We start from the raw sequence: 23,275 nt of genomic DNA on the forward strand, positions 1-23,275 counted from the left end.
TATGCCTAGGTTATTAGAAGAGGCGACCATTGCTGTCATTTATGGTGGTCGTTCTGCTGAGCGTGAAGTGTCTTTGCAAAGTGGGCCGCTTGTAGCGAATGGTTTGCAAGAAAAAGGCTATCGAGTGGTAAAGCTTGATTTATACGGTCCAGAAGGGGTGCTTAACCCTATACAACAATTACAAGAAACACATTTCGATTTGGCATTTATTGCGCTTCATGGTGGCGAAGGTGAAGATGGTCATGTACAGGCTTTATTGGATATGCTCGGTAAGCCTTATACAGGGAGTGCGCCTTTGGCATGCGGATTGGCGATGGATAAAGTAATGACGAAACGCTTTTGGCAGGGAATTGGTTTGGCAACACCTGCGTATTTATCGTTTGAATATGAAGCAGATGTTGCACTTATAGAAAAAGAATTGTCTTACCCTATGATTATTAAACCATCGAGAGAAGGTTCGACTTTCGGCATTAATAAAGCCAATAATCGGCAGCAGTTAGAAGTGGCTTTGCAAAATGCCCTTGAATTTGATTCTGATATTTTAGTCGAAGAGTTTATCCACGGCCCTGAGTTTACGGTAAGTATTATTGATGATGTGGCCTATCCTGCTATTGGGCTAAAAGCGTCTTCTAGTCATGAATTATATGATTATGAGGCCAAATATATTGCAGATGATACGGAGTATTTGTTGCCATGTGGTTTAAGTGAAGATGATGAAAATGAACTGCAAAATCTAGCCTTAGAAGCTTACCAATCTCTTGGTTGTCGTGGCTGGGGGCGTGTTGATGTGATGCGTGACGAAACGGGGAAATTTTGGGTGTTGGAAGTAAATACCTCACCAGGAATGACTACCCATAGTTTAGTGCCTATGGCAGCGGCGTATGTGGGGCTTGATTATGCCTCATTAGTTGAAAAAATTGCACAAAATGCTTGGTTGCAATATGGGTGTAATTAAGGGATGAGAATAGCTGCGCTTATTGGTGCTATTTTATTAATTGCGATAGCCGTTTTTCAGGGTAAAGAATCACCGAAAAATTGGTTTGCTATTCATGCTATTGAGATTAAAGGGCAGCTAAAATATAGCTCTCGTGATCAATTACAAAAAGATTACGCTAGTTTGCTGGGAAAAAGCTTGCTAACGACTTCTATTTCGCAGATAAAAGCAGTGACTTTGTCACCGCAGTGGGTGCAAAGCGTCGAGGTTCGTAAAGTTTGGCCAAATACCTTGCAGGTAGTTGTACATGAGCACGAGCCCCTAGCATACTGGAATAATGGGCAAGTCATTACCACAGGAGCGGTGATTATATCGCCTAAAAGTATCCCTAATTTGCCGCTTCCTAAATTATTAGGGCCGGAAGATTCGAGCGATGTGGTATTAGAGCAATTTGGTTTGATTAGTCAGGTATTATCTTTAACCTCATTGCGTATAGATAGTTTGCAATTAAAGCCACGTGGGGCGTGGGTAATCATTTTTAAAAATGGAATTAAGGTAAAACTGGGCCGAGAAGATATTTTAGAGAGATTACAACGCTTTATAGCGGTGTATAAAACGGATTTATCGGGTAGAATAGACCAGATTAGTTCTGTGGATGCAAGATATCCTCATGGTGTTGCAGTTGCTTGGAAAAAACAATGAAAACTTGGCCTGTTTGTTGCTTTTTTGAGCAATGGACGGAAATGGTGATAACAGCCTTAAGTGCTGGGAAGGTTAAATGATAGTCGGTTTAGATGTAGGCACATCAAAAGTTATTTGTTTAGTCGGGGAAGTTCTGGCTGACGGTAGTTTGGAAATTGTCGGTATTGGCTCTCACAGCGCGAAGGGAATGAAGCGCGGTGTAGTTATAAACATAGAATCGACTGTTCAGTCTATCCAGCGTGCCGTTGAAGAAGCTGAGTTAATGGCAGGATGCAACATTCATTCTGTGTATGTGAGTGTTGCGGGTAGTCATGTTAGAAGTTTGAACTCCCATGGCATTGTGGCCGTGAAAAATGGCGAAGTTCAGCAAGAAGACATCGATCGCGTGATCGATGCGGCGCAAGCAGTACCGATTTCCTCTGATCAGCGTGTATTGCATATTCTACCTCAGGAATATCACATCGATTCTCAAGAAGGAATTAAAGATCCTCTGGGGATGTCTGGTGTTCGCTTAGAGGCTAATGTGCATATGATTTCCGGTGCAGCGAATGCGGTGATGAACGTAGAAAAGTGTATCAAGCGTTGTGGTCTTGGTGTGGATGGTGTGATTTTATCGCAACTAGCTTCTAGTGATTCTTCATTGAGCGAAGATGAAAAGGAGCTTGGTGTTTGCTTGGTCGATATTGGCGCTGGCACATCGGATATTGCTGTCTGGTTGGATGGTGCGCTGCATCATACGGCAGTTGTGCCGGTCGCAGGTGATCAGGTGACAAATGATATTTCTATGGCGTTAAGAACGCCGACGCAGCACGCTGAAGACATTAAGATAAAATATGCTTGCGCTATGTCGTCTATGGCGAGCGGTGATCAAGCAATTCAGGTTCCAAGTGTGGGAGATCGTCAACCCAGAACGATCTCTCGCCATGCCCTTGCCGAAGTAGTTGAAGCAAGATATGAAGAAATTTATAGCTTGATTCAAGATGAGTTAAGGCGCAGTGGTTATGCAGAGAGAATCCCTGCAGGCATTGTAATTACTGGTGGTACGTCTCTTATGGAGGGGGCGGCTGAGTTGGCTGAAAAGGTATTTGATATGCCAGTTCGTCTTTCAGTGCCAGATTGTATTAAAGGAATGTCAGACATTGTCGATAACCCTATATATTCAACGAGTGTTGGATTATTGGCTTATGGAAGCAAAGAGGCTGAGATGACTGAGCCATCTGCGCAGACTATGTCTAAGACGCAAAATAAACGAGATTTATCTGTATTGGCGGCAAAAAAAGAAGCTAGGTCTTCCTTCAGTCCAACGAAGGTATGGCACAATTTAAAGCACTGGTTTCAGAGCTATATGTAGTCAATAAGGGTATTGAATTAATAAAGGAGCGATAAGCCCATGAACGTCTTTGATTTAGCCGATGATAATGTATCCGATAACGCTGTTATTAAGGTTGTCGGTGTTGGTGGCGGCGGTGGTAACGCTGTTCGTCACATGCTTGAGAGTCAATTAGAAGGGGTAGAGTTTATCTGCGCCAATACAGACTCCAAAGCCTTGATTGGTTTTGATACGGGTGTGTCTCTGCAACTAGGCTCAACAATAACAAAAGGATTAGGCGCAGGCGCGAATCCTTCTGTTGGCAGAGATTCTGCGTTAGAAGATCAAGAAAAAATTACACAATTGCTAACGGGTGCCGATATGGTATTTATCACCGCTGGAATGGGTGGTGGTACTGGGACTGGAGCTGCCCCCGTTATTGCTAAGGTTGCACGTGAATTAGGCATATTGACTGTGGCAGTGGTGACTAAGCCATTTCCATTTGAAGGTAAGCGCCGTGCAAAAGTAGCAGAAGAAGGTGTTAAAGAATTACGAGATAATGTCGATTCATTAATAACAGTGCCAAATGAGAGATTGTTGCCAGTGTTAGGTAAAAATATTTCTCTGCTTAAGGCCTTTGGTGAAGCGAACAATGTTTTGTTTAACGCTGTGCAGGGTATTACCGACCTTATCATGCGTCCAGGCTTGATCAATGTCGACTTTGCTGATGTTAGAACGGTGATGTCTGAAATGGGCATGGCCATGATGGGGACAGGGTCTGCGTCGGGAGATGATAGAGCGAGAGTGGCAGCAGAAGCCGCTATCCACAATCCGCTTTTAGAAGACATTAACTTGCGTGGTGCTCGTGGAGTGCTTGTCAACATTACGGCTAACGAGGAAGTTGGCTTGTCAGAGTTCACCGAGGTTGGTGGCATTATTGAAGAATATGCATCTGAAGATGCAACGGTTGTTATTGGCTGTGCGATTGATCCAAGTGTGGGTGATGAAATGCGAGTGACAGTCGTTGCGACTGGCTTAGAAGGGCGGATTAGCGCTGAAGAAGTACAAAGCGCAGTAGGTGATTCGATTGTTTCTCAGCCAGAAAAGGTAAAGGTTGAATCGGTAGCTGAAGAGAAGGTTTCAGCTCAGCCTGCTGCTTCGCCTAAGCCAGTATTAACGCCTTCTGCGGTTAAGAAGGATGATGGGGTTGAGAAAAGCTCAGAAGTGGATAAAGGGGAGTTAAATAGCTCTTCATCCTCTTCTAATAGCGATAAATTATCGTATTTGGACATCCCCGCTTTTTTGCGTCGACAAGCTGATTAATTAATTTGTTTAATTTGCGAAAAAAAGAAGCAATGTTTAAGCGGCGAATTGTATAAAAATTACGATATTGATATTATTTCTCAATTGAAATATATCTTGTCATTAAAGTGTAGGAATCTAATGGTACGTCAACACACATTAAAAAACATTATTCGAGCTACAGGGGTGGGTCTTCACTCTGGTGAGAAGGTGTATTTGACATTAAAACCTGCTCCTGTCAATACAGGCATCGTTTTTGTTCGCACAGACTTAGAGCCTGCGGTCGAAATACATGGCGATGCGCGAGCGGTCGGTTCAACAAACTTTGCTACGGCTCTATGTAAGGGTGATGTGACGATTAGTACCGTAGAGCATCTACTTTCTGCAATGGCAGGGTTGGGAGTGGATAATGCCTATGTTGAAGTCAGTGCGAGTGAAATTCCACTGATGGATGGTAGTGCGAGCCCTTTTGTGTTTTTGCTGCAATCTGCGGGCTTGGAAGCACAAAATGCTCCTAAGAAATTTATTCGCATTAAAAAGCCTATTCGTGTTGAGGATGGTGATAAATACGCCACTCTTGAGCCGTATTCAGGTTTTCGTTTGTCATTTACTATTGATTTTCAACATCCAGCAATTGGTGAGGATGTTCAACATACATCTTTTGATTTCTCTGCAACGACGTTTGTTAAGGAAATCAGCCGTGCCCGTACGTTTGGTTTTATGAAGGATCTTGAATACTTCAAAAACAACAATCTTGCACGTGGTGCCAACATGGAAAATGCCATCGTATTAGATGATTACCGTGTATTGAACGATGAAGGTCTGCGGTATCGAGATGAGCTAGTTCGTCATAAGGTGCTGGATGCGATTGGTGACTTGTATTTGTTGGGTCACAGCCTGATTGGTGAATATAAAGCCTTTAAATCTGGTCATGCGCTTAATAATAAATTATTGCTTGCTCTTCTTGAGCATCAAGAGGCTTGGGAATACGTTGTCTTCGAAAATGAGGCGCAAGAAAATCCTATCTCTTTCGTTGATCCCGCTCTAGTGGGTGCTTAAAATTTAAGCGAATTTTCCTCCTACACAAAAAAGCCAGACACTTTGTCTGGCTTTTTTGTGTTTAGGTCATTGATAATTCATGTTTTGTCCCACATTAAAGTGATAGAATCTTTTCATTACTAATTGGCTGCGATGTATTCAAGATGTTAGGAAGCGTAATTAAGAAAGTCATCGGTACAAAGAATGACCGAGAAGTTAAGCGATTTAAAAAAATAGTCATACAAATTAATAAACTTGAAGAATCTTTTACTAACCTGTCAGACAGTGATTTATCAGGTAAAACGAATGAATTTAGAGAGCGAGTTAGCAAGGGTGAATCTTTAGACTCTATCCTGCCCGAGGCATTTGCGGTAGTTAGGGAAGCTAGTAAGCGAATTATGGGTATGAGGCACTTTGATGTGCAGCTTATTGGCGGTATGGTGATACACGAAGGGAAAATCGCGGAGATGCGTACAGGGGAAGGTAAAACCCTTGTTGCGACCTTAGCTGTCTATTTGAATGCGATTTCCTCTAAGGGTGTTCATGTTGTCACGGTCAACGATTACTTGGCTAAGCGTGATGCGAACTGGATGCGCCCTCTTTATGAATATTTAGATATGAGTGTGGGGGTGGTTTTCTCAGGGCAAGATAAAGAAGAAAAACGCTCCGCTTATTTATGTGATATCACCTACGGTACGAATAACGAATTTGGTTTTGATTATCTTCGTGACAATATGGTGTTTCGTTTTGAGGACCGAGTACAGAGAGATTTAAATTTTGCCGTGGTGGATGAAGTTGACTCCATCTTGATTGATGAGGCGCGTACGCCGTTGATCATTTCTGGTTCAGTAGAAGACAGCTCAGAGCAGTATCGTAAAATTAATTACTTACCCCCTCTATTGTCCCGTCATGAAGTGAAAGAAGGTGAGTCACCTGAGGATATCGTTGGTCATTATATTTTTGACGAATCTCAAAAAAGCATTGAGTTGACAGAAGAAGGTCACCATTTTGTTGAGACATGGTTGGTAGAGCAAGGGATGCTTAATGAAGGGGAAAGTCTATATTCCGCTAGTAATCTTTCATTATTGCATCATGTTCATGCCTGTTTGAAAGCGCATGTTATTTTCCATAAGAATATCGACTACGTTGTTCAAGGCGATGAAGTGGTTATCGTAGATGAACATACTGGTCGTACTATGCAGGGACGGCGTTGGTCAGAAGGTATCCATCAGGCTGTTGAGGCAAAAGAAGGGGTGACTATTCAAGCAGAAAGTCAAACCTTGGCATCGACTACTTTCCAGAACTATTTCCGCTTGTATGAAAAGCTGTCTGGTATGACGGGGACGGCGGATACAGAAGCTTTTGAGTTTCAACAGATTTATGACTTACCCGTTGTGGTTATCCCAACTAACCGTCCAGTGCAGCGTAAAGACTTTAATGATTTGATCTATATGTCAACTCAGGACAAGTTTGAAGCCATCGTGACTGATATTGTCGATAATGTAGAGCGTGGAAGACCTGTTTTGGTTGGTACCGCTTCTATCGAATATTCTGAGCTTTTATCTGATTACCTAAACAAGCAAAACATTCCTCATAATGTATTGAACGCCAAGCAGCATGAGCGTGAGGCCCAAATTATTGCTGAAGCAGGTCGTCCAGGTGCTGTGACCATTGCCACGAATATGGCTGGTCGTGGTACGGATATTGTTCTGGGGGGGAATGTTCAGGTTGAGATTGATCAGCTTGGAGAAAATGCGTCTCAAGAAGAAATCGATGCTCTCAAGGCTGAGTGGAAAGAGCGTCATGAAGCCGTATTGGCCGCTGGTGGCTTGCATATTATCGGCACAGAGCGACATGAGTCGCGCCGTATTGATAACCAGTTGCGTGGTCGTGCGGGTCGTCAAGGGGATGTAGGGTCGTCGCGCTTCTATTTGTCGCTTGAAGACAGTCTAATGCGTATTTTCATGTCTGATCGCATCAAGAAAATGATGGTGGCATTAGGGATGGAAAAAGGTGAAGCGATTGAGCATAAGATGGTATCCAATGCCATTGAAAAAGCACAGCGCAAGGTAGAAGGTCGTAACTTCGATATTCGCAAGCAATTGTTAGAATATGATGATGTGGCCAACGATCAGCGTCAGGTTATTTACCGTCAGCGCTTTGATATGATGGTTTCTGAAGATCTTTCCGAAGCGATTATTGCGATGCGTGAAGATGTTGTTACCACTCTGATTGATGAGTTTATTCCACCGCAGAGTATCTATGATCAATGGGATCTGACGGGGCTTGAAGAGAAGATACGCAATGAGTTTGGTTTGGAAATTCCTGTTGTTAAATGGGTGGAAGAGGATAGTAAGCTTTTCGAAGAACCATTGCGTCAGAAGATTTTGGATGCGTTTGTTGCTGATTATGTGAATAAAGAAAACATTGTTGGTGGTGAGCCACTAAGATCCTTTGAAAAACAAGTGTTATTGCAAGTGCTGGATACCTTGTGGAAAGAACATTTGCAGACAATGGATATGTTACGTCAAGGGATTCATTTGCGCGGTTATGCTCAAAAAAATCCTAAGCAAGAATATAAACGTGAGGCATTTGAATTGTTCCAAGGGTTGATGGAGCAGATTAAGTATGAAGTGATTCAGATTGTTTCTCGTGTTCAGGTTCAAACCCCTGAAGAGGTAGAAAAAATAGAAGAAGAGCGTCGCGCCTTAGAGGCAAAAACGCATTTAAGTATGAACCATGAAGAGATGTCGTCTCTTGATGATGGTCGCTCTACGGCTCAAAATTATCCTAAAGTGGGTCGCAATGAGCCTTGTCCATGCGGTTCTGGTAAAAAATACAAACAGTGTCACGGTCGTCTGGTTTAAATAAGGAAAAGCTAAATGGCAGTTGGGTTGAAAGGTTTCCCGAATATCCCTGAAATTGATGGGGTAAAAATAGGTGTTGCTGAAGCGGGTATAAAAAGACCAAACAAAAAAGACGTTGTGGTTTTTGAACTCTGTGAGGGGGCGTCTGTTGCGGGCGTTTTCACGCAAAACGTTTTTTGCGCTGCGCCAGTTCGTTTGTGTCAGAAACATTTGGCGCTAGCGGATGCGCGTTATTTGTTAATCAATACAGGTAATGCTAACGCGGGAACTGGTAAGCTTGGTGTGGAGAATGCTTTAGAAACTTGCCGAGTGTTGGCTGAGCAGGTAGGTGTTCCTGTTGAGGCTATCCTGCCTTTTTCTACGGGAGTGATTGGGGAGCCTTTGCCGGTTGATAAAATTGTTGCAGCAATTCCATCGGCATTGGGTAATCTTTCGGCTGACAACTGGCAATCTGCTGGTGTTGGTATTATGACGACAGATACCTTGCCAAAAGGTGCTTTTCGTACTTTTGAATTTGAAGGTCAGACTTTCACGATTGGTGGTATTTCCAAAGGGGCAGGGATGATTCGCCCCAATATGGCAACCATGTTAGGTTATGTTTTTAGTGATATTGCCATTGAAAAGTCTGTTCTTCACGCTGTTTTAAAAGAGGCGGTTAACAAGAGCTTTAACCGAATCACTATTGATGGTGATACGTCTACTAATGACTCTTGTATTGCTGTGGCAACAGGTAAGGCAGGTAACGAAGCAATCACTTCTCTTGATTCTCCTCTTGCTCAAGCTTTTGTGTCGGCCTTTACTGCCGTAATGCAGGAGTTGGCTCATGCTATTGTGCGTGATGGCGAGGGCGCAACGAAGTTTGTGACGGTTGAGGTGGTTGGTGCTGCTAAGGTATCTGATGCGACGAAAACAGCATTTGAAGTAGCGCATTCCCCGCTGGTAAAAACAGCTCTCTTTGCGTCTGACCCTAATTGGGGGCGTATTTTGGCGGTTGTAGGTCGTGCGGGAGTTGAGGGGTTGGATGTTGATAAAGTCCAACTGCACATCAACGGCTTCGAAATTGTTCGTGATGGTGGTCGGTCGCCCGGTTATTTGGAAGAGCATGGTCAGGAGGCCATGGCTCCAGAGGAGATTCATATTGTAATTGACCTTGGGGCTGGCGATGCTTCTGATACAGTGTGGACAACGGATTTCTCCCATGAATACGTGACTATTAATGCGGAGTACCGTACCTAATGTTGGTTCGGGTTGCGGCAGGTATTATTCTGCGTGAAGGTCGGGTATTTATTGCTCTGCGCTCTTCTGATAAACATCAAGGTGGTTTATGGGAGTTCCCGGGTGGTAAATGCGAAGAAGGTGAAGTTTCTCTTTCTACGCTGGCAAGAGAGTTAAGTGAAGAGTGTGGTATTGAAACGCTTGATGCCTCACATTTTCAGACTGTTGCTCACGATTATGGCGATAAACAAGTTGAGTTGGTGTTTTTTGTCGTGAAAAAATTTAATGGTGAACCACATGGACGAGAAGGGCAAGAAGTGCGTTGGGTTCCATTAGCGGACTTGGCGAATTATGCCTTTCCTGAAGCCAATCAAGTTATCGTCGATCGCTTACTTAAATAAAAAGACGCATTAATTGTTTAAAAAAGGCATCATAAATTTTATGATGCCTTTTTATTGGCCTAATGAATGATTTGTCTGGATTGATGTGGCAAAAAAAGCGACCTTTTTAATTTCGTTTTAAAGGTCGCTTAATTATGGATAGGTCTGTTTTAGCCTTTTAGCATCTTGGCGAGAATTGGATTAACAATCCCTGGGTTGGCCTTACCTTGAGATGCTTTCATGACTTGTCCAACAAAGAAGCCAATCATTTTTTTCTGTTTGTCTGGATCGGCGGCGCGATATTGCTCAACTTGAGCAGCGTTAGCATCCAGAATTTCCTGAATCATGATCTCAATGGCACCTGTGTCGGTGACTTGTTTTAGGCCTTTGGCTTCAATGATCTCATCCGCAGAGCCTTCGCCATTCCACATGGCTTGCAATACGTCTTTGGCGGTTTTGCCATTAATGGTGTTATCCAGTACGCGGCTAAGAAGCTCGCCCAGTGCCTTGGCGCTTACTGGAGATTGTGTGATTTCAAGTTGCTCTTGGTTGAGTAGCTTGCTTAGTTCGCCCATTACCCAGTTGGCGGTTAATTTGGCATCTTTGACAAGGCTATTTGCCTGCTCAAAGTAGTCCGCCATTGCTCGTGAAGCCGATAGTACGCCAGCATCGTATTCGCTCAGTTTGTATTCCTCCTGGAAACGTGCTGCTTTTTGGTTTGGCAATTCAGGAAGGTTGGCTTTGATTTGATCTACGTATTCCTCTGTCAGCTCAATTGGTAGCAGGTCTGGGCAGGGGAAATAGCGGTAATCGTTCGCGTCTTCTTTGGAGCGCATGCTGCGAGTTTCGTTTTTATCTGGGTCATAAAGGCGCGTTTCTTGAACGATTCGGCCGCCATCTTCAAGAATGTCGGCTTGGCGTTCAATCTCTGTATAGATGGCTTTTTCGATAAAGCGGAACGAGTTGACGTTTTTGATTTCAGTTCGCGTGCCATACTCTTTCTGGCCTTTTGGTCGTAATGACAAGTTGATATCGCAACGCATGGAGCCTTCGGCCATGTTGCCGTCGCAAATGCCCAAGTAAGTTACGATAGAGTGGATCATTTTGACGTAGGCAACGGCTTCTTTGGCGGAGCGAATGTCGGGCTCCGAGACAATTTCCAGTAAAGGGGTGCTGGAACGGTTTAGATCGATGCCAGTCATGCCTTGGAAGTCTTCGTGCAAAGATTTACCCGCATCTTCTTCAAGGTGCGCTCGGGTGATGCCAATACGTGATGTTGACCCATCATCAAGCATCACATCAAGATAGCCTTTGCCTACGATAGGGTGATCCATCTGGCTGGTTTGGTAGCCTTTTGGTAGGTCAGGATAGAAATAGTTTTTGCGGGCAAAAACTGAGTGCATGCCAATTTCTGCATTAATGGCATGACCAAACATAACCGCCATGCGGAGCGCTTCTTTGTTTAGTACTGGTAGTGCACCGGGCATGCCTAAATCCACTAACGTGGTTTGTGTGTTTGGCTCTGCGCCAAAACCAACGGCGGCGCCAGAAAATAATTTTGATTTGGTAGAGAGCTGGGTATGAATCTCTAGGCCGATAACAACTTCCCAATTCATCTTTATGCTCCTTTTGCCATCGTTGGCGTTTGTAGGTGCCAATCTGTGTGTTGCTGGAATTGATGAGCGACATTTAATAGTTTGGCTTCGGCAAAATAGTTGCCCATGATTTGTAAACCAACAGGCATGCCATCTGCAAAGCCTGCAGGAACAGACATGGCGGGAATGCCAGCAAGATTCACGGATAAAGTGTAAATGTCTTCTAGATACATGGCTACAGGGTCGTCTGCTTTACTGCCAATGCCAAAAGCGGTGGTTGGTGCAACTGGCCCCATAATAACATCGACTTCAGACAGAGCCGCAACAAAGTCGTTTTTGATCAAGCGGCGAATTTTTTGTGCTTTCAAATAGTAGGCGTCATAATAGCCTTCAGATAGGGCATAAGTGCCCACCATAATGCGCTTTTGAACTTCACGGCCAAACCCTTCTGCACGTGTTCTCATGTACATATCAAGTAGGTCTTTTGGATCTTCGCAGCGGTGACCAAAGCGCACACCGTCAAAACGAGACAAGTTAGAAGAGGCCTCGGATGGTGCAATGACGTAATAAGATGGAATGCTTAGTTGCAGGTTAGGAAGTGAAATCTCTTTCACTGTTGCACCTAATTTCTCAAACTCTTTTACGGCAGTCATGATAACGTCGGCCACTTTCGGGTCCAAACCGTCGCCGAAGTACTCCTTTGGTAGGCCAATTTTCAAGCCTGTCAGAGGGGTGTCGAGGTTGGCTAGGTAGTCGTCTTTTGGTGTTTCTGAGCAGGTAGAGTCTTTGTCGTCAAAGCCTGCGATGGTTTGCATGAGGTGCGCGCAATCTTCGGCGCTTTTTGCCATTGGGCCGCCTTGGTCAAGGCTAGATGCGTAGGCGATCATGCCAAAGCGCGAAACGCGACCATAGGTAGGTTTAAGGCCTGTGATGCCGCAAAAAGAAGCAGGCTGGCGAATCGAGCCGCCGGTGTCTGTACCTGTTGCAGCCACTGTCAGACCCGCCGCAACGGCCGCAGCAGAGCCACCAGATGAGCCGCCTGGTACGGTGTCTAGATTCCAAGGGTTTTTGACCGCACCGTAAAAGCTGTTTTCGTTAGAAGAGCCCATGGCGAATTCGTCCATGTTGGTTTTGCCTAACATTACGGCGCCAGCATCTTTTATGCGTTGTGTAACGGTGGACTCGTAAGGCGGAATGAAGTTATGCAGCATTTTTGAGCCGCAAGTCGTTAGAGTGCCTTGGGTGCAAAACAAGTCTTTGTGAGCCACTGGGATGCCGGTGAGACTAGAGCCTTGACCGTTCGCAAGTCGTTCATCGGCGGCCTGTGCTTGTTGTAAGGCGAGCTCTTCGCTGATGGTGATGTAGCTGTTGAGTAGTGGGTTAAGCTTTGCAATACGGTCTAAAAAAGTGCGTGTTAGCTCAACACTGGAAATGTCTTTGTTGCGCAGTTTCTGCGCTAAAACGGAAATGCTTTGTTCGAACATGGTTTGCTCTCGTATTAGTCGATCACTTTCGGTACAAGGAAAAGACCCGCTTCGGTTTGCGGTGCGTTAGCAAGAAACTCCTCTCTATGGTTGCCTTCTGTTACCACGTCTTCTCTTAAGCGTTGTGTCATTTCAAGCGGATTGGAAAGTGGTTCTACGCCATCGGTATTAACTGATTGCATTTGTTCTACAAGTGATAAAACGCTGGACAGCGAATGTTGGTACTGAACGGCATCTTCCTCAGTGAGGGCGAGGCGAGCCAAGTGCGCAATTTTTTGCACGTCTTGTTTGTCTATGGACATGTTCCACCTGATATTTAATTGTCGAAAATAGTTACCATTGTATCGCTTCGGGCTTATGCTAGAAAGTAACTGGAGTGAAAAAGCGTATTCTTTTCGTCGAAATCAAAATTTTTTGTACAAACAATGAAATACCTAAAGACTTTTTACTATTTTGCGTTGAATCGGCTTGCCCAATTTGCAAGCGATTGTTACATTTTGACGTTATTCGTATCGTATTCATCAGGGTGTGGAAATTCATGTTTAAAAAAATTAGGGGAATGTTCTCAAGCGACTTGTCAATTGACTTAGGAACAGCTAATACCCTTATCTATGTACGCGAGCAGGGGATCGTTCTTGATGAGCCATCTGTTGTTGCCATTCGTCATAATGGAAACCAAAAAACAGTGGCGTCAGTGGGTACTGATGCCAAGCGAATGTTAGGTCGTACGCCTGGTAATATTACGGCAATTCGACCAATGAAAGATGGTGTGATTGCCGACTTTCATGTTACCGAAAAAATGCTGCAATACTTTATTTCCAAAGTTCATGAAAATAGCTTCCTAAAACCAAGTCCGCGAGTCTTGGTCTGTGTGCCGTGTAAATCCACACAAGTTGAGCGTCGAGCGATTAAAGAATCTGCCTTGGGGGCAGGGGCTAGAGAAGTGTATATTATTGAAGAGCCTATGGCGGCAGCAATTGGGGCCGGTTTGCCTGTTGCTGAAGCATCCGGTTCTATGGTGATTGATATCGGTGGTGGTACGACTGAGATTGCCATTATTTCCTTGAATGGCATTGTGACCTCCGAATCCATCCGTGTGGGAGGTGACCGTTTCGATGAGGCGATTACCACTTACGTGCGCCGCCAGTATGGTAGTTTAATCGGTGACGCTACCGCAGAGAGAATCAAAACGGAAATCGGTATGGCCTACCATACGGGTGAAGAGTTGCAGATTGATGTGCGTGGTCGTAACTTAGCTGAAGGTATTCCTCGTTCCTTTACATTGAGTAGTACAGAGATCCTTGAAGCACTTCAAGAACCTCTTGCGCAAATTGTCCAAGCGATCAAAGGTGTTCTTGAACAATCTCCACCAGAGTTGGCGGCGGATATTGGTGAAACGGGGCTTGTGCTAACGGGTGGTGGTGCATTGCTGCGTGAAATTGACCGATTAATCAGTGAAGAAACAGGCCTTCCAGTTATTATCGCTGACGATCCACTAACTTGTGTTGCCAGAGGCGGTGGTATGGCCCTAGAAATGATGGATAAGCACGCTGCCGAGCTTTTTACTGCTGAAAACGAGTAAAAGGTAGGAGCTCACCATTAATAATTCGATTTATTTTAATGGCAAGATATCCAGTGCACGTTTTGTTGTGCTGGTTATCTTATCGATTGCTATGATAGTGGGTGATGTCCGCTATTCTATTTTTGCCCCTATTCGACCCTACCTTACTTGGCTTGTTGCTCCCATTCAAGTTGTCGTAAATACCCCCCAGCAAATACTCTTTTGGGCTAATGATCACTTGCAAAGTCGTGAAGATTTAGTGAAAGAGAATCAAAAGCTTAATCAGGAATTGTTGTTGTTGCGTAGCCGTTTACAACAGTTTGCCTCCTTGCAGGCAGAAAATGTTAGATTGCGCGAGTTACTTGATGCTTCCCAAAGGGTAAATGAGAAAGTTGTCTTGGCTGAGGTAATTGGCTTTGACCAGAATCCGTATAGTCAAAAAGTACTGATTAACAAGGGTTTTTCATCTGGAGCTTATGTCGGTGAACCGGTCTTGGATGCTACTGGTGTCTTCGGTCAAATTGTTGAAACGTCTGCTTATACCAGTCGAGTTCTGTTGATTGCTGATGCTAGTCATTTCTTACCTGTACAACTTGCTCGTACTGGGTTTAGAGGAGTGTTGCGAGGGATTGGGGATTTGAAACATATGAAATTGATGAGTGTTCCTCAATCAGCTGATATTAGAAAGGGAGATATACTGACAACATCGGGTTTAGGCAAACGTTTTCCAGCGGGATATCCTGTCGGTGTTGTTCGTGCGGTCAACCATATTCCAGGGCAGCCTTATGCCGATGTGGATGTGGTGCCTTTGGCTCAGCTTGGGCGTAGTCGTCATGTCATGTTAATTGATAGACCCAAATCGGAGCGAGATAAATGAGAGCTTTCTTTGTTTTCATAGTGACTTTGATCGCGGCATTAATGTTGGAGGCTATGCCCCTTCCTGAATCCTTAATTTGGTATCGACCCGAATGGGTTCTTCTGGTGATCTTATATTGGGTAATTGCCTTACCATTTCGAGTTGGTGTGGGGTTGGCTTGGTTTTTAGGGTTATTAGTCGATTTGCTTCAAGGCGGTATTATTGGTCAGCATTCGTTAACTTATGTCATTATTGCCTATACTTGTGGTGTGTTTTACAAGCGTTTACGGATGTATCACCGTTGGCAGCAAGGGTTGTTCGTATGTTTGTTGGTGAGTGTCAATCAGCTGGTGGATTTTTGGATTGATCATTACTTTGGTGACGCTAAACCGACATTGATGATCTTTATGCCTGCCATTGTGACAGGGCTGCTATGGCCTTGGTCGTTTATTATTTTACGCAGCATTCGTCGAATTTATGCGATTCGTTAGATTTATCGGGTAGGGTGTTTGTTGGGCTATTTTTGATTAGGAAAGGTTTATGCTTGTTTTGGCCTCTGCATCGCCAAGAAGGAAAGAACTATTAGGGACATTGGTGAAGGAGTTTGCTGTTTGTCCTGCAGACATTGATGAAACCCCTCATGAGGCGGAAGCCGCCCATGATTACGTGACACGAATGGCGCTAGAGAAAGCTCAAGCCGTCGCTATGTACTATCGCCAGAATAATAATCTTCTTTATCAAGACTCCACATCAAAAGCTAAGTGCAGTGTTATTTTGGCGTCTGATACAAGCGTGGTTGTTGATGGAGTGGTGTTAGGTAAACCGTCATCTTTTGATGACGCTAAGCGTATGTTAAGGCTCTTATCTGGCCGATCCCATCAGGTGATGACATCATTATGTCTATGCGATGTGGATGGTGATCATGTACAGTTAACTAACGTTGTGACGGATGTGTCGTTTAGATCGATATCGGATGTTGAAATTGCCCAATATTGGCGCACAGGTGAGCCGCAAGATAAAGCGGGAGCCTACGCTATTCAGGGGTTAGGTGCTGTGTTTGTTTCTCATCTTTCTGGTTCCTATTCTGCAGTGGTCGGTTTGCCTTTGTATGAAACGTCCCAGCTTCTAGCATTATATGGGATTCATTCCCTTGAGGAGATGTCTCATGAGTGAAGATGTATTAATCAACGTCACTCCGATGGAGGTTCGAGTCGCCTTAGTAGAGAATGGCGTCCTTCAAGAAGTCTATATTGAGCGTTCCAGCCGCAAGGGGATCGTTGGTAATATTTATCAAGGTAAAGTGGTCCGTGTGTTGCCAGGAATGCAAGCTGCCTTCGTTGATATAGGTTTAGAGCGCGCGGCTTTTATCCATGTTTCCGAGGTGGTGGATCGAGATGCTGTTAACCCAAGTGATCAAATTGGTGATTATTTGCGTGAAGGGCAATCTCTGGTTGTTCAAGTAACAAAAGACCCGATTAGTACCAAAGGTGCTCGTTTAACAACACATTTATCTATTCCGTCTCGTTATCTTGTTTATATGCCGGACCAGTCCCATGTTGGTGTCAGTCAGCGCATTGAAGATGAAGCAGAGCGAGAGCGTCTCAAATCTCTGGTGTCGACAGCATTAACCGAAGCGGATGAATCGAATGGCTATATTCTTCGTACCGCCGCAGAGCGTGCTGGAGAAGAAGAAATTTTGTCGGATATTAAATTTTTAACACGCTTATGGCAGTCTGTTAAAAAGCGTATCAAAAGCGCTAAATCCCCTTCGGTCATTTATGAAGATTTGCCTTTGCATTTGCGTACTATGAGAGATTTAGTGAGCTTGACGACAGAAAAAATTCGTATTGACTCACGTGAAAATTATGCAAAATTGCGTTCTTTCGCGGAAGACTTTATTCCAGAGCTTAGAGATCGCATTGAGTATTACCCAGGTGAGCGCCCTATTTTTGATCTGTACAGCGTGGAAGATGAGATTCAAAAGGCGCTGGATCGCAAGGTGCAACTGAAGTCTGGTGGTTACCTTTTAGTAGAGCAAACTGAGTCGATGACGACCATTGATGTCAATACGGGCGCATTTGTTGGAAGTCGTAATTTAGAAGAGACGATATATAAAACCAACCTTGAGGCTGCCACAGCGATTGGACGCCAATTGCGTTTACGTAATCTGGGTGGCATCATCATAATTGATTTTATTGATATGGAAGATGAGGAGCACAAGCGGCAAGTATTAAGAATGCTTGAAAAAACACTAGAGCTTGATCATGCTAAGACCAAAATTACTGGTGTGTCGGATTTAGGGTTAGTGGAAATGACACGCAAACGTACGCGTGAAAGCCTTGGGCAAACGCTATGTGAGCCATGTCGGGCTTGTCGTGGTAGTGGCTTGGTAAAAACGCCTGAAACTGTGTGCTACGAAGTATTTAGGGAGATTTTAAGAGCCGATAGGGCGTATGACTCCCAAACTTACACTGTGTTAGCCGCCAGTTCAGTGGTAGATCGTTTTCTTGATGAAGAAAGTGCAGGGGTTGCGGAATTGGAGGCATTTATTGGTAAAACCATTCGTTTTCAGGTTGATCCTGTGTATACACAAGATCAGTATGATGTCGTCCTAAGATAAGCGGAGAAACTTGGATGGCTAAACCGCTGCAACGCGCGATTAGTATTATTTGGTGGATTTTAGTCTTCATTGTTGCTTTTTTAGCACTTGCTATTGTCGCTGCTAAGTTGCTGCTGCCGCTTTTGAATGAGTATCGTCCGCAGATAGAACGAAATTTGAGTCAAATCTCGGGCTACCATATTTCTTTGGGAAAAATAGGGGGAGGATTAGAAGGGATTGATCCTACTGTTTATGCTTCCGATGTGAATCTGGATATCGATGGTCAATCTGTTGTTTCTGTGTCAGAAATTCGCATTCGCCTCAATACCATTAAATCTCTTTTAACCTTTAGTCCACAATTCACTTACGTTCGATTTACCAAACCTTCTGTGGCGCTTCAAGAACGACAAGGTAAGTGGCTGTTAAAAGGGGCCAAGGCAAGCCATGATGTTCAGGATGATGTGGGAGTCGAGAGAATTCTCGGTTATTTGATGGCGCAAAAGCGTTTCTCCATGCTAGATGCCAAGATCATTCTGGATAGCGATCAATTGGGGGCTCACGAGTTATTGATTCCAAAAGCGTATGTATTTCAAAGTGACTTTAGCTCTTGGATTAAGATAAATGCGTATTTGGATGGTGAATCAGCCCCATTTACCATCAACGCTAAAGTATCACAGTTATTGGGAGTGATAGGCGATTATCATGTTCAAGCTAATATCAATGTGCCCAATATTAAACTGTCGTTGGCTGACAGTTCGTTTTCGTGGGCCAAACCCTTCAACAGCGTTCAGGTTGGCGGTAAGTTTTGGCTGAATTATCGAGTGGGTCATTCTATTGATTTACAGGGGCAAAGTACCACTCTTGCAGTTGCGCTAAAGAATGGCCAAGCCTATCAAACTCATCCTGATTTCAAACTTCGTTTTAGTCAGCGTTTTCCTAGTTTATCCCTGAGTGTGAATGATCTGTCCATTGAGGATGAGACAGGTCATGTTGCTGCTACCACTAATCTGGTTTATGACTGGTCTGATACTAGTGACCGTTCTTTTATTAAATTTGATCAGATAGATTTAGGTATGGTTAATAGGATTGCTGCTAACTTTTTACAGCCCCAGTGGCATGTTTCTTCATTGTTAAAAGCCTTAAACCCCAAGGGGGCTGCAAGTAACGGATCGCTATTGCTAGATTTTCATGGCAAGGAACCTTCCTATCATTACCTAAGTAATTTTCAAAATGCCTCTATCGACGGGTTTAATGGTATTCCTAAGGCAACTCATCTAAACGGTACCTTCAACTTAACGGACGAAGGTGGAATGGTTAAGTTTAAGGGTAAGAATGGTTATCTTGACTTCCCAACTGTCTATGATAAAGGGTGGGATGTTGATCAAATGTCTGGACAGGTGAAATGGGGGGAAAACCAAGGAGCCTTCATTGTGTCTGGTACGGATTTGTATCTATCTCGTCATAATACTCAAGTTGTTGGGGGCTTTAGGCTAGAGTCTCGGCCAAATGAGTCAGATTGGTTGTCGCTCAGTTTGGGGCTTGATCATGTGGCAGTGAAAGACCGCAACGAATACATTCCCAAAGGGGTGTTAGATCCATCGACACTGGACTGGTTGAATCAAGCATTCAAGTCCGGAAAAGGGACGATCAATAACATGAGCCTCGTTGTCCAGACAGGGCTTAGAAAGGGTGACGATGCGAACGTTCTTATGAAGATGAACGTGAAGGATACTGACGTGGCTTTTGCTAAAGATTGGCCCGTGGCAAGACAGGTAAATGGTGATGTTGAGTTGGAAAAATCGGGTTTGCATGTGGCAGTGAAGTCCGGCACGTTATCAGGTTTTGCCGTTAAAGATGTGTTCGTCGATTTGCCGATTGATAAAAATAAGGCTGATTGGGTGAATGTTCATGGTAGCTTAGAACAGAACTCAACGTCTGTTTTAGCTCTGCTTCGTACTACGCCACTGAAAAATTCTGTTTTGTCCGCCTTTGACAAATGGCGCATATCAGGACCAATGAAAGGGGACTTTTCTGTTAAAATTCCGTTATCCGATGACCATTCTGATCCCAAAATCGGTCTTAATTTGCAATTCGAAAATAATCCGTTGTATATCGGCGATGTCAACTTAAATACAACGGTGAAGCAAGGTCAATTGCACTTTGATTCGAGTAAAGGTTTTTACAATACTCGTTTCGACGTCCAGGCATTGTCGGGTGATACAACTATTTCTCTGTCCTCTAAGAATAAAACAGACGGTAGTATGGTTATTCAGGCAGATATGACGGGAACGGCAAAGATTGGCGATGTTGCAAAATGGCAAAAAGCACCGCAGTTTTTGGTGTCTCATCTATCGGGAAGCATGAAGTATTCCGCTTTTCTTAGTGTTAATCAGGCTCAAGCTGGGCAAGTTGATTTAACCGTTAATAGTGATCTTTCTGGCGTTCGTATCGATTTGCCTAAGCCCTTTAATAAGCAAGCAAAGGTATCTGAGCCACTTTCTCTGAAGATTATGTCCCATCAAGATGACCTTGTTATCCAGGGGCAATATGGAGCAAAAGTTCGCTCTAAGCTTTTGTTTAAATCGGCTGAATTTGTTGGTGGACAAGTTCTAGTAAACAGTAAAAAACCACTGGATCAGGCTCTTTATAAGGGCTTATCTGTTGATGGTCAGATGAAAAAAGTAGATGTGGATGCATGGAAAAAGGCATTCTTTTCAGCGCAGGTTGGCTCTCCAGCCTCTGATGGAGGGAAAACACATAGTGCCAAGAAAGTCGCTGATTTATCCGCTTCTTTGGCAGTGCCAAAATGGCTCCGTAAAGTTGATTTTATTATTGATCAAGTGGTAGTTAACCCTCAAAACACCTTCCACAACATGAAAGTGACCTATAGCGATGGGGATAAACTCCTAAAAGTCGCTTCAGATGAGATGAACTTCATGTTAGATACCTATAAGAATAAACCTAGATTGCGTATTGGTTATTTGAATTGGACGACGGCGCCCAGCTCTGCGGATAAGAAAGGTGCCGAGGATAAGAAAAGTAAGCAAGACCAAGCCGCTAATCAACAAGATATGATAAGTGAGCCGCCGATACATGCTAATGACATCCCTAGTATGTATTTATCGATTAATAAGTTGTTTATTAATCAGAGGCCCTATGGGGACTGGAATCTTACGATTGAGAGCGATGGTAATGAATTACGAATTGACCCTTTGTCTTCTGCTTTAAAACAAGGGAGTTTCGATGGTCGTTTGATATGGGTTGATGATGGTTCGCGCTCGAAAGTTGAGTTGGCAATGGCCATTAAAGGTAAAGATTTAGCGGAATTAACGAAGAAGTTCGCTAAAAGTGCATTTATAACGTCACAAAAATACGATATTAATGTGTCATTATTTTGGCAGGGTAACCCGTTTGAGTTTAACAGAAAGACGGTTTCTGGGCGTATCGCGTTTTCTGCATCCGATGGTAATGCATCAAAAGTGGACGATATGCCTGTTTTTCTTAAGGTCTTTGGTATATTTAATGTTGAGTCATTTACGCGCCGGCTATCACTGGACTTCTCTGATCTTTTTGAGCCGGGGCTGACCTATGACAGCATTAAGGGAGACTTTGTTGTTAATAAGGGTATTGTACAAACAACGACACCCTTATCGATAATCTCTCCATCGGCAGATTTGTCTATTGAGGGTAAGGCTGACATTGTCAATGAGACCTTGGATGAGGTGTTAACGGCAACGTTACCTATTAGTGGTACGTTGCCATTAGCTGGGTTGATTTGGTCTACTCCTCAGATCGCTGGGTTGCTATATTTAACCGATAAATTGATAGGTGATCAGATTTCCAAAGTGACCAGTGTTCAGTATAAGGTTCAAGGGTCGTTTAATAATCCTATTCTTACGCCTATTGTTCACAAATTTAAAAAAGGATCGAATAGATGACAGACACCCTTCGTATTGCTGCGATTCAGTTGACCAGTGGTGCAGATTTTAAAGAAAATTTGCAAGAAGTTAAGAAATGGGTGGTCAAAGCTGCTGATGATGGCGCGCGAGTTATCGTATTGCCTGAGAATGTTTTTTTGTTCAATGGCAAAGCTATGCGTGATCTTGCTGAATCTGATGATCAAGGGGTACTGTTGAGGGAGGTCGCTGAGTGGGCCCGCTTCAATGAGGTCTATTTAGTGGTTGGCTCTCACCCTAGTCTTGTGAATGAGGGGGGAGAGCTTGTCGCTAATCAGCGGGTGCGTCAGTCTTGTATGGTTTTCGATCCTAATGGTGAGTTGATACAGCGTTATGACAAGATTCATCTGTTTGATGTGTCTGTGGACGATAAAGCTGGTTCTTACCGTGAGTCCGATTATATTGAGCCTGGAGACTTGGAAGTCAAAATGTTTGAAGTTGATGGCTTTAAAGTGGGGCTGACCATCTGTTATGACGTACGCTTTCCTGAGCTTTTTAGGCATCTATCCAAAGAAGGGGCGGAACTCATACTCGTTCCTGCCGCTTTCACCTATGTGACAGGTAAAGCACATTGGAATACTCTGCTGGCGGCCAGAGCTATAGAAAATCAGTGTTTTGTGATGGGCGTGAATCAATGTGGTTGGCATACGCAAACGCGTCAAACCTATGGTCACAGTGTTTTATATTCTCCAAATGGCGAGATGTTGCAGCAGTTGGAAGAAGAGCCTGGGTATTTTGTAGGTGAGATAGATAAAAGCAGTCTACAGACATGTCGTACTAAAATGCCCTGTTTAGAGCACCGACGCTTCATTAGCTAGGTTAGTATATTAATTTTATAGGTGATAACGGTTGAAAAGGCTCAAGAGATGGCTCTTGGGCCTTTGTTTTGTGTGAAGGGGTTGACTCATCAGTCAAGTTAATAAAAGGCGCTCGGAGAGAAACTAGTCTTTCAGCCCAAGTTTCTTTTCCTCAACCTCTCGAAGGTAACGGAATAGCTTTTTGCGATTGGTGGTGTTGCCATCCTCTGAGACTTCCTTTTGGGATTGGCGAATAAGCTGTCTTAAGAGCTGGATGTCTTCTAATCCTGGATGATCTTCTAGGTATTGTGAGAGAGCTTCTTTGCTATGCTCACCAATTAATTCGTCACGCTTTGCTTCCAACTGGTGGAATAATTTATTATAGGCCGCTGAGGTTGTGTCAAACATAGCGACTTGCTTGGCGATCGCTTCATGGTCTTCGGTACGCATTACCTTGCCTATGTATTGAAGGTGTCTTCTCATCGCTTCTCGTTGTTTGATGCGATCGGCTTCGACTAGGGCGTCTCTAAGTGTGTCTGACATCACGACTTTTTTTTGCTGATTTTTACTTAGCGCTAACAGCTTTTTACCGACTTCTTGCAGGGCTTCCATTTCGCGTTTGATCTGCGTTTTACTCTTCGGGATGTCGTCTTCATTAAATTGATCAAAGTCAGTCATGG

The 23,275-nt window shown here is 43.9% G+C and carries 19 protein-coding genes; 15 read left to right on the top strand and 4 right to left on the bottom strand.

Translation table 11 applies throughout. The features are described 5' to 3' along the window. Position 1: 1 nt before the first annotated feature. From JHD45_RS02985 to mutT, 8 genes are all read left to right on the top strand, one after another. Positions 2-955, top strand: a complete 954-nt coding sequence (locus JHD45_RS02985) for a D-alanine--D-alanine ligase (RefSeq protein WP_199474701.1) — start codon at positions 2-4, stop codon at positions 953-955. A gap of 3 nt (positions 956-958) precedes the next feature. Further along, positions 959-1,636 (top strand): cell division protein FtsQ/DivIB, encoded by a 678-nt coding sequence (locus JHD45_RS02990; protein WP_199474702.1) that lies wholly within the window; start codon positions 959-961, stop codon positions 1,634-1,636. 76 nt (positions 1,637-1,712) lie between these two features. Beyond that, positions 1,713-2,987 carry a cell division protein FtsA gene (gene ftsA / locus JHD45_RS02995; RefSeq protein WP_199474703.1) on the top strand — a complete coding sequence of 425 codons (1,275 nt, stop codon included), beginning with the start codon at positions 1,713-1,715 and terminating at the stop codon, positions 2,985-2,987. A gap of 39 nt (positions 2,988-3,026) precedes the next feature. Further along, entirely contained in the window at positions 3,027-4,268 is a 1,242-nt protein-coding gene (ftsZ, locus tag JHD45_RS03000) for a cell division protein FtsZ (RefSeq protein ID WP_199474704.1), read from the top strand. Between the two features lie 120 nt (positions 4,269-4,388). Continuing rightward, positions 4,389-5,306 carry a UDP-3-O-acyl-N-acetylglucosamine deacetylase gene (lpxC, locus tag JHD45_RS03005; RefSeq protein ID WP_199474705.1) on the top strand — a complete coding sequence of 306 codons (918 nt, stop codon included), beginning with the start codon at positions 4,389-4,391 and terminating at the stop codon, positions 5,304-5,306. Between the two features lie 143 nt (positions 5,307-5,449). Further along, the gene (gene secA, locus JHD45_RS03010; protein WP_199474706.1) at positions 5,450-8,152 is read left to right on the top strand and encodes a preprotein translocase subunit SecA; all 2,703 of its coding nucleotides are present in this window, start codon (positions 5,450-5,452) and stop codon (positions 8,150-8,152) included. Positions 8,153-8,167: 15 nt separating this feature from the next. Beyond that, positions 8,168-9,388, top strand: coding sequence for a bifunctional glutamate N-acetyltransferase/amino-acid acetyltransferase ArgJ (argJ, locus tag JHD45_RS03015; protein WP_199474707.1), 1,221 nt, complete (start codon positions 8,168-8,170; stop codon positions 9,386-9,388). Beyond that, positions 9,388-9,768, top strand: coding sequence for an 8-oxo-dGTP diphosphatase MutT (gene mutT, locus JHD45_RS03020; RefSeq protein ID WP_199474708.1), 381 nt, complete (start codon positions 9,388-9,390; stop codon positions 9,766-9,768). Before argJ ends, mutT begins: the two co-directional genes overlap by 1 nt. Before the next feature lie 149 nt (positions 9,769-9,917). Here the strand turns inward: mutT and gatB are convergent, their stop codons facing one another. Genes gatB through gatC form a run of 3 tightly spaced genes read right to left on the bottom strand, consistent with a single transcriptional unit; the run spans position 9,918 to position 13,128 of the window. Further along, a complete protein-coding gene (gene gatB, locus JHD45_RS03025; RefSeq protein WP_199474709.1) occupies positions 9,918-11,363 on the bottom strand; it encodes an Asp-tRNA(Asn)/Glu-tRNA(Gln) amidotransferase subunit GatB in 1,446 nt (481 codons plus the stop codon). Between the two features lie 2 nt (positions 11,364-11,365). Continuing rightward, a complete protein-coding gene (gene gatA, locus JHD45_RS03030; protein WP_199474710.1) occupies positions 11,366-12,826 on the bottom strand; it encodes an Asp-tRNA(Asn)/Glu-tRNA(Gln) amidotransferase subunit GatA in 1,461 nt (486 codons plus the stop codon). Positions 12,827-12,840: 14 nt separating this feature from the next. Then, complete coding sequence (gatC, locus tag JHD45_RS03035) at positions 12,841-13,128, bottom strand: Asp-tRNA(Asn)/Glu-tRNA(Gln) amidotransferase subunit GatC (RefSeq protein WP_199474711.1); 288 nt, start codon at positions 13,126-13,128, stop codon at positions 12,841-12,843. Between the two features lie 236 nt (positions 13,129-13,364). Between gatC and JHD45_RS03040 the strand changes: the two genes are divergently transcribed. The 7 genes from JHD45_RS03040 (at position 13,365) to JHD45_RS03070 (ending at position 22,616) form a co-directional block, all read left to right on the top strand. After that, positions 13,365-14,408: a rod shape-determining protein gene (locus tag JHD45_RS03040; RefSeq protein WP_199474712.1), complete on the top strand. Its 1,044-nt coding sequence runs from the start codon at positions 13,365-13,367 to the stop codon at positions 14,406-14,408. 67 nt (positions 14,409-14,475) lie between these two features. Then, positions 14,476-15,264 (top strand): rod shape-determining protein MreC, encoded by a 789-nt coding sequence (gene mreC / locus JHD45_RS03045; protein ID WP_325097257.1) that lies wholly within the window; start codon positions 14,476-14,478, stop codon positions 15,262-15,264. Further along, complete coding sequence (gene mreD, locus JHD45_RS03050; protein ID WP_199474713.1) at positions 15,261-15,734, top strand: rod shape-determining protein MreD; 474 nt, start codon at positions 15,261-15,263, stop codon at positions 15,732-15,734. Before mreC ends, mreD begins: the two co-directional genes overlap by 4 nt. Positions 15,735-15,783: 49 nt before the next feature. Continuing rightward, positions 15,784-16,416 (top strand): Maf family protein, encoded by a 633-nt coding sequence (locus JHD45_RS03055; protein ID WP_199474714.1) that lies wholly within the window; start codon positions 15,784-15,786, stop codon positions 16,414-16,416. Next, complete coding sequence (gene rng, locus JHD45_RS03060) at positions 16,409-17,863, top strand: ribonuclease G (RefSeq protein ID WP_199474715.1); 1,455 nt, start codon at positions 16,409-16,411, stop codon at positions 17,861-17,863. The genes JHD45_RS03055 and rng overlap by 8 nt, the downstream gene beginning before the upstream one ends. Before the next feature lie 14 nt (positions 17,864-17,877). Next, positions 17,878-21,780, top strand: a complete 3,903-nt coding sequence (locus tag JHD45_RS03065; protein ID WP_199474716.1) for a YhdP family protein — start codon at positions 17,878-17,880, stop codon at positions 21,778-21,780. Continuing rightward, the gene (locus JHD45_RS03070) at positions 21,777-22,616 is read left to right on the top strand and encodes a carbon-nitrogen hydrolase family protein (protein WP_199474717.1); all 840 of its coding nucleotides are present in this window, start codon (positions 21,777-21,779) and stop codon (positions 22,614-22,616) included. The genes JHD45_RS03065 and JHD45_RS03070 overlap by 4 nt, the downstream gene beginning before the upstream one ends. A 123-nt stretch (positions 22,617-22,739) precedes the next feature. Here the strand turns inward: JHD45_RS03070 and yjgA are convergent, their stop codons facing one another. Beyond that, positions 22,740-23,273 carry a ribosome biogenesis factor YjgA gene (gene yjgA / locus JHD45_RS03075; RefSeq protein WP_199474718.1) on the bottom strand — a complete coding sequence of 178 codons (534 nt, stop codon included), beginning with the start codon at positions 23,271-23,273 and terminating at the stop codon, positions 22,740-22,742. Positions 23,274-23,275: the final 2 nt, after the last annotated feature.

The organism is Marinomonas spartinae (assembly GCF_016461715.1).
Lineage (GTDB): Bacteria > Pseudomonadota > Gammaproteobacteria > Pseudomonadales > Marinomonadaceae > Marinomonas > Marinomonas spartinae_A.

Coding starts and splice junctions, on each gene's coding strand:
- JHD45_RS02985 (WP_199474701.1), top strand. CDS start 2: ATGCCTAGGTTATTAGAAGAGGCGACCATTGCTGTCATTTATGGTGGT.
- gatC (WP_199474711.1), bottom strand. CDS start 13,128: ATGTCCATAGACAAACAAGACGTGCAAAAAATTGCGCACTTGGCTCGC.
- JHD45_RS03040 (WP_199474712.1), top strand. CDS start 13,365: ATGTTTAAAAAAATTAGGGGAATGTTCTCAAGCGACTTGTCAATTGAC.
- ftsZ (WP_199474704.1), top strand. CDS start 3,027: ATGAACGTCTTTGATTTAGCCGATGATAATGTATCCGATAACGCTGTT.
- JHD45_RS03065 (WP_199474716.1), top strand. CDS start 17,878: ATGGCTAAACCGCTGCAACGCGCGATTAGTATTATTTGGTGGATTTTA.
- gatB (WP_199474709.1), bottom strand. CDS start 11,363: ATGAATTGGGAAGTTGTTATCGGCCTAGAGATTCATACCCAGCTCTCT.
- mreD (WP_199474713.1), top strand. CDS start 15,261: ATGAGAGCTTTCTTTGTTTTCATAGTGACTTTGATCGCGGCATTAATG.
- secA (WP_199474706.1), top strand. CDS start 5,450: ATGTTAGGAAGCGTAATTAAGAAAGTCATCGGTACAAAGAATGACCGA.
- rng (WP_199474715.1), top strand. CDS start 16,409: ATGAGTGAAGATGTATTAATCAACGTCACTCCGATGGAGGTTCGAGTC.
- lpxC (WP_199474705.1), top strand. CDS start 4,389: ATGGTACGTCAACACACATTAAAAAACATTATTCGAGCTACAGGGGTG.
- gatA (WP_199474710.1), bottom strand. CDS start 12,826: ATGTTCGAACAAAGCATTTCCGTTTTAGCGCAGAAACTGCGCAACAAA.
- argJ (WP_199474707.1), top strand. CDS start 8,168: ATGGCAGTTGGGTTGAAAGGTTTCCCGAATATCCCTGAAATTGATGGG.
- JHD45_RS03055 (WP_199474714.1), top strand. CDS start 15,784: ATGCTTGTTTTGGCCTCTGCATCGCCAAGAAGGAAAGAACTATTAGGG.
- JHD45_RS03070 (WP_199474717.1), top strand. CDS start 21,777: ATGACAGACACCCTTCGTATTGCTGCGATTCAGTTGACCAGTGGTGCA.
- JHD45_RS02990 (WP_199474702.1), top strand. CDS start 959: ATGAGAATAGCTGCGCTTATTGGTGCTATTTTATTAATTGCGATAGCC.
- yjgA (WP_199474718.1), bottom strand. CDS start 23,273: ATGACTGACTTTGATCAATTTAATGAAGACGACATCCCGAAGAGTAAA.
- mutT (WP_199474708.1), top strand. CDS start 9,388: ATGTTGGTTCGGGTTGCGGCAGGTATTATTCTGCGTGAAGGTCGGGTA.
- ftsA (WP_199474703.1), top strand. CDS start 1,713: ATGATAGTCGGTTTAGATGTAGGCACATCAAAAGTTATTTGTTTAGTC.